The organism is Synergistaceae bacterium (assembly GCA_017443945.1).
In the GTDB taxonomy this organism is placed as follows: Bacteria; Synergistota; Synergistia; order Synergistales; family Aminobacteriaceae; genus JAFUXM01.
Genome location: JAFSXS010000087.1, coordinates 1 through 6,293 on the forward strand (window position 1 = coordinate 1; position 6,293 = coordinate 6,293).

The 6,293-nt window shown below is 41.7% G+C and carries 6 protein-coding genes; 3 read left to right on the forward strand and 3 right to left on the reverse strand.

Going from position 1 to position 6,293, the window contains the following annotated elements; translation table 11 throughout:
- Positions 1–141 precede the first annotated feature (141 nt).
- From IJT21_08870 to IJT21_08880, 3 genes are read right to left on the reverse strand one after another with little or no spacing between them, the layout of a single operon-like run.
- Complete coding sequence (locus IJT21_08870; protein MBQ7578362.1) at positions 142–1,176, reverse strand: hypothetical protein; 1,035 nt, start codon at positions 1,174–1,176, stop codon at positions 142–144.
- Positions 1,173–1,712: a CPBP family intramembrane metalloprotease gene (locus IJT21_08875; GenBank protein ID MBQ7578363.1), complete on the reverse strand. Its 540-nt coding sequence runs from the start codon at positions 1,710–1,712 to the stop codon at positions 1,173–1,175. Before IJT21_08875 ends, IJT21_08870 begins: the two co-directional genes overlap by 4 nt.
- Complete coding sequence (locus tag IJT21_08880) at positions 1,709–1,978, reverse strand: hypothetical protein (protein MBQ7578364.1); 270 nt, start codon at positions 1,976–1,978, stop codon at positions 1,709–1,711. Before IJT21_08880 ends, IJT21_08875 begins: the two co-directional genes overlap by 4 nt.
- A 430-nt stretch (positions 1,979–2,408) precedes the next feature.
- Here IJT21_08880 and IJT21_08885 point away from each other — a divergent pair, with 430 nt between their 5' ends.
- The 3 genes from IJT21_08885 to tilS all read left to right on the forward strand — a co-directional run bounded on the left by IJT21_08885 (position 2,409) and on the right by tilS (position 6,204).
- Positions 2,409–2,912, forward strand: coding sequence for a peptidylprolyl isomerase (locus IJT21_08885; GenBank protein MBQ7578365.1), 504 nt, complete (start codon positions 2,409–2,411; stop codon positions 2,910–2,912).
- A 327-nt stretch (positions 2,913–3,239) separates the two neighbouring features.
- Positions 3,240–5,189 carry a transglycosylase SLT domain-containing protein gene (locus IJT21_08890; protein MBQ7578366.1) on the forward strand — a complete coding sequence of 650 codons (1,950 nt, stop codon included), beginning with the start codon at positions 3,240–3,242 and terminating at the stop codon, positions 5,187–5,189.
- The gene (tilS, locus tag IJT21_08895; GenBank protein ID MBQ7578367.1) at positions 5,116–6,204 is read left to right on the forward strand and encodes a tRNA lysidine(34) synthetase TilS; all 1,089 of its coding nucleotides are present in this window, start codon (positions 5,116–5,118) and stop codon (positions 6,202–6,204) included. Before IJT21_08890 ends, tilS begins: the two co-directional genes overlap by 74 nt.
- Positions 6,205–6,293 lie beyond the last annotated feature (89 nt).

The window sequence follows — 6,293 nt, forward strand, 5'->3', positions numbered from 1 at the left end:
GGGTGGGGGCGGCGGGGGGAAAAATTTTTTGTCATTTGTGCGCGGAATAGTGCGTTAAATTATTTCTTCCATACATGTTTTCTGCTATGACCAACAAAAGCAGCTGATGACGCGCAAACAGCACCAGTTGTAAAAAGTTTTTCACCAGTTCCACGCAGGATAATAAATTCTTACGTGCGTTAAATTCTTTAGTCCGTTATCGACTCGTCCGGCAATTTCCGGTAATTTCTGCCAGTTTCCTCCGTCAAGCCTGCAAATTATTAACGGCCTTCGCACATAATCTGTCAATAATCCCGGCAAAGAGTCATTTAACTGCGAACCCGGCAATAATGAATGTTTATACAAAGGCTCTGTACCTTCTAAATCGTCATTGCCCGGAAGAGGCGCAATTATCATCCATTGAGTCATATCCCAGGCATTAATCATTTCAGGAGATGTCAAAGCGTGTTTCAACGGCATAATTTGAATCCCGCCAGTATCGCCGCGCCTTGTCGTGGAAATATCTATTACTCCCGCGTGTGATGCTCTTATCCGCCCGACATTCTGAAATTGAGTCCCGCCGAATCTCCCGACACCGTTAACAGGATGAATCACTCTCGCAATAACTTCAATTCCCGAATCTTTATAAGCAATGACCCGCCCGCCCTGCCTATTTTCGATTTCGATCATAAAAGTTTTTTGACTCGCAGGTAAATCCGAACGAATTATTAATGTATCGCCTTCTTCAGGGATGCTGGTTAATTTTTTTTCGACTCCGTCATGTTCAACCGTAACTCGCGAACCCACTAAAGGCGCAAAACCTCCGAATATCCCCGTACCAGCAGGCATATCAAGCGCAAAAAATGCACCCTTAGCAGCTGCCGGAGCTAATGTAATTTTCGGGATAAGACTTATAATCCGTCCGCGTCCTTTCTCTACGTCAATTAAAATATGAATCGCATTCACTGCCGACGCACACACAGTTGAAGGCTCACACCACTTACTAGCAGTATAAGCCGGCCAATTTGATTTTATCGGAGTCATTATTACGCGCCCAAGAGAAATTTTTTCACCAGCAGGCATTAACGCAATTACTTCTGAATCTAAATCGCAAGGGATTCTAAGCTCGATAAAATTTGCAGCACTTGAACTCGACGCAATAAGCAATAAATAAATTATCAGCAAAAATTTTTTCATGGTATCGGAGCCCACCAAACCGCCCAGATATTACAGACAGCATGATAAATTATAGCGGGCATTACTGAACCTCCTCTATGTCTAAGTATTCCCATAATTATCCCCGGAAAAAATGTCGCAAATCTCAGCCAACCGGCAAGCACTATTAAATGACTCAACGCAAATATAAGCGACGTTATAATAATTGCTGCAAACGCCTTAAATTTACGCGTCAAAAGAGTTTGAAGCCAGCCGCGATAAAAAGTTTCCTCAATGAATGCCGCCGCGAGTCCTCCTCCTAAATTATTTAATGCGCTCCAGAATCTGACTCGATGAGGGCCCGGACCTCCCCACTTTAACGGCCAGTGCATAGAAATTATTGTCAACGGAATAAGAGTCACGCACAAAGCAATTATTACATCACGTTTTGACTCTTTTGTCATAAACCATTTAAGGCCGTAAATTTTTTCGTCTTCACGCCTGTACTTGCACCATTCATACGGAAAATAAAGCATGAACGCAGCAACAGCAAGCCCGATTAAATTCGCGAGTATCATATAACTTTAAGTGCATCCGTTACGAATTGGAGCGCATTATTTATGTATGAAGCAATATCAAATCTATTTGTGTAAAGCATAGCCGAAATTTTGCAGAGTAAAATTATAATCGGAACAGCTACGATTATTGCTCCTGTCCTGTACAAAATTTTTGATGGAATCTTGCCCCATTTCTCCGAAAGCTCGCCGACAAGCCATCCCGTTACCATAAATGCAAACCCCATAACCCATATTGACAAGCCTAAAACCAGCTGCGTATTTACCAAGCGCAAAAAAAATCACTCCATATACATATTTAATTTACAAGAATCAGCGATATTATATGCTAAACTTTGAGAGTTGAATAATAATAATAATTTAACAGGAGGATTTATTTACATGAGCAGGAAAATTTTTGCGGGATTATTAATCACTCTGGCACTTGCAAATTTCGCGTTTGCTGCGGATCTTAACAAAGTAGTTGCGCGCGTAAACAGTCAGGACATCACCGAGCGTGAAGTCTTGTTATTCCTTCAGCCGTTCGGACAGCAGGCACTAATGCTTTATCAGAGCGAACAAGGCCGTAAAATGGTAATCGATGACGTTATTTCATTGAGACTCTTTGCGCTTGAAGGCGAGAAAGCAAAACTCGACGAGACACCCGAATTTATCGCAACAATCGAGAGCACACGAAGAGCAATGTTAGCACAGGCAGCTATGCGCGAGTTATTGAAGGGGATCACAGTAAGCGACGACGAAGCACAAAAATTTTACGACGATAACAAAAACTCTTTCATGCAGCCGGAAAAAGTTCACGCAAGACACATTTTAATCAGCGGTGATGCAGACGAGTTAGCAGCAAAAATTATCGCAGATTTAAAAGCGGGCGCGTCATTTGATGTCCTCGCAAAAGAATATTCACTTGATCCAGGCAGTAAAGCTAACGGCGGTGATTTGGGCGAATTTCCTCGCGGTGTGATGGTGCCTGATTTCGAGAAAGCAGCATTTGCACTCAAGAATCCCGGCGATATTTCAGAACCGGTTAAATCACAATTTGGACTGCACATAATAAAACTTGAAGCAAAGATTCCGGCAGCTCCTACACCTTTTGAGCAGGTAAAACCCAGAATCATGCAGGAATTGCGCGAGAAAAAGACTCAAGAGTTGTTAAAGGCTCGTTCAGAAGAGTTAGAGAAAATTTACAAAGTCGAAAGATTCTAATTTACGCGAATAAAAATTTTTCCCTCGTCAGTAATTTATTTATCGGCGGGGGATTTTATTTTGTGATAGAATGTATTTATTCACGCAAAAAACTTTTCATACAAAATTTTCATGCAGAGATAAATATTTTACAACTACATTTGCAACTACAAAAATGTTAATTCATTCAAGCAATACAAATATTTCACGAAGAAATTTTTTATAATAACTTCATTTTTCGCGCCATTAATTTATATTTTGTTCTGTCCGGCACGTACAAAAATTTTTTACAATTATCCAGCTATTATATAATTACAGCAAAAATTTTTAAGGAGTACAATTTTTCACATGACGATAAAGAAATTTACAGCTTGTTTGTTCATGATGTTATTTATGAGCGTCTCAGCAAGTGCAGCAAGTTTGCAGGATTTATTTTGGCAGCATTCGTGGGCAGAAATGGAGTCAGCTTTCAACGCCTTAACACAGAAGACTCCGCGCGATTATTCGTTAATGGCAAATGCTTATAGATTCCAAGCACGTTGGCAGGAGTGCGCAGCCATTCTTGAAGCTCATTCGCGGAATTTCCCGGCATCAATAAAGCCCTATTCAGATATGACTCTCCTGCTAGCTTACGAAAATTCCGGGCAGACTAATAAAGCTGTATCACTCGCAGAAAATTTATATAAATCTGCACCGGCCGACTTAAAATATTATGCTGCTCTATCACAATATAGACTCTATAGCGCAAAAAATGACCCGCGAAATACTTTGAACGCCTTAAATCGAATGCTCGCAAGTTCAAGCAATGACCAGCAGAAAATTTTTACTCTGACTCGACTCATTTCTCAAGCAGGCAACAAACACGCAAGAGACCACGCGCTAAAACTATTAAATCTCCAGCCCGCAAACAAGAAAGCAGCTGAAATATTAATTAACTCCGGAAGATCCGACAACGAAACAAAAATAGCACTCGGAGTCTATTATCATTCAACGGGAAATAATAAAGCCTCACTCGAACGACTCAAGACTGCAACAGGACGCAAAGCAATTTATTACAGAGCATGGGCAAATTCGAGACTCAAGCAGAACGACAACGCGCTAAATTTATGGGGAAATCTCGCAATCAGCGGAAATTCTTACGCAGCCTCAGCAGTTACAAGAATCGCAAATCTCGCAAAAGATAGCGGCATGATGAATAAATGTGTGGCAGTCCTCGAAAGAATCGCACGGGACAGACGCGGCCAAGTTCAAGCAAGGGCATTGCAGGCGTTAATAAATCTCACCGGCAAGGATAACCCGCAGAAAAAAGCAAATTACGAGGCTCAAATATTGCGTTCATTCCCTAACACAAATTATTCGTTCAAAGTCTTATGGTCGCGTGCATGGGAAAATCTCAACGCAGGTAAACCCGCAGAAGCAGTAAAATTATTTCGTCAGGCAGATGCTCCCGGAGTAGGATTCTATAAGCGCGCTAGAATACTTTATTGGCTGGCACACGCTCAAGCACTCGCAGGACAGACAAAAGAGTCAGAAAAAACTATTTCACTAATCCGCAGAAAATATCCGCTGACAATTTACGGATTGACTCTCAAAGCTCCCATTAAGATAATTAACGGCACTAACCCGCATTTAAATTTAAACCCGTCAGAGCTCGAAAACTGGGGATTCATTTATAACGCGTACTTGAGACTCTCGCGCCCGAAAGCGTCAACTAAAGAATTATACCGGGCATTAATTTTATCGCGCTGGATGGGACTCGACGAATCCTACAGTGAAGCAAGAAGACTCGAAACTCTTTTAACGTCAACAACAAATTTATACAGGGCAGATTTAGAAGCGTTATACCCCAGACCATTCAAAAATTTTGTTGATTCAGCGTCAAAGCAGTACGGAGTCGAGAATAATTTTATCTGGGCGATCATGAGACAAGAAAGCGCATTCAAGGCCGACGCACGCAGCTGGGTAGGTGCAGCAGGACTCATGCAATTAATGCCGGCTACTGCAAAAGGTGAAGCAAAACGCGCAGGACTCGCAAATTATGACCTCAATAACCCCAGCGATAATATAAAATTAGGGACTTCACATTTAGGGTGGCTCGGAAAAAGTTTCGCGCGTAAAGAATGGATTATGGCCGCTTATAACGCAGGTTCAGGCAACGCACGCAAGTGGATGAAGGACGGCGGCGACAAATTAGATTTGATTCACTGGATCGAGGCCGTAAAATTTGACGAAACTTGCGGATATGTGCAAAGGGTCTCGGCGAATCTCGAAATTTATAGAATGTTATATGACAAATAAAATGATTCCATATGAATTATCAGATTATGTGCTGAAAAAATATTTTCTCGAAACAGGAAAGAGTCAAGGCTGGCTCACTGAAGGCAAAAACAGAGTCGGAGTCGCTGTCTCAGGGGGCGGCGATTCGATTGCGTTATTGTGGCTGTGCAAAAAATTTTATGATGGCCGAATAGTCGCAATTCATGTGAATCACGGCATTAGAGGCAGCGAGTCAGATTCTGATATGGACTTCACGAAAAATTTTGCTGATTCTCTAGGCGTTGAAATAATTATTAAACTCTCAAGCGTTCCCATTGAGCGCACAAAAGGCGAGTCACTTGAGGCAGCAGCAAGAAGAGTCAGACTCCGTGAAATTTGCGATGTTGCTAAAAATTTTAATCTTGATTATATTTTTCTCGGTCATAACCGTGATGATTTGGCCGAGACGGTTTTATTTAATATTTTGCGCGGGACTGGTATACGCGGCTCTGTCGGAATAACTGAAAGCAGCATTATTGACGGAATAAAATTTTATCGGCCTTTGCTGGGCTTGAGGCGTGAATTTCTGCGTGATATTCTGCGTATAAGGGGCTTAACGTGGCGGGAGGACTCCTCTAACAATGACGAGACTTATACACGAAATTTCTTGCGGTTGAATCTTTTGCCGTTGATTGAGAATAAAATTAACTCGTCAGCTATTGAACATCTTGCTAATTTCGGCGAGGACATGAGAGAAACTCGAGAGCGCGAAGAATCTTACAGCAGAAAACTTTTAGACTCTTGCAGGGATTATAATTTTTCTGGTCTGGCATTAGTCCGTAAAAAATTGCGGGCATTGAACGTTAATGAGTGCTCGTTAATAATTCGTGAGGCCGGAAGAAATCTCAAGCTGAAGACTTTATCCCGCAGCCGTTGCAGTGAATTAGCAAATTTGATTATGAGCGGGAAAAATTTTATATTTCAGTGGTGTAAAGGCTTTAATATCACGAGTCATGACGGAAAAATTTATTTCAACGACGAACGAAATATTATATAAGCGCGTTCAGGCAAAAATTTTTTCTCATAACGGCAGTTATCACAGTGAGGGGTTGACTCATTGCAATTTGGTTAGTCCCACCCGCCCAC

Excerpts from the sequence above, each read along its gene's own strand:
- IJT21_08870 (MBQ7578362.1), bottom strand. The coding sequence starts at position 1,176 with ATGAAAAAATTTTTGCTGATAATTTATTTATTGCTTATTGCGTCGAGT.
- IJT21_08875 (MBQ7578363.1), bottom strand. The coding sequence starts at position 1,712 with ATGATACTCGCGAATTTAATCGGGCTTGCTGTTGCTGCGTTCATGCTT.
- IJT21_08885 (MBQ7578365.1), top strand. The coding sequence starts at position 2,409 with ATGCGCGAGTTATTGAAGGGGATCACAGTAAGCGACGACGAAGCACAA.
- IJT21_08890 (MBQ7578366.1), top strand. The coding sequence starts at position 3,240 with ATGACGATAAAGAAATTTACAGCTTGTTTGTTCATGATGTTATTTATG.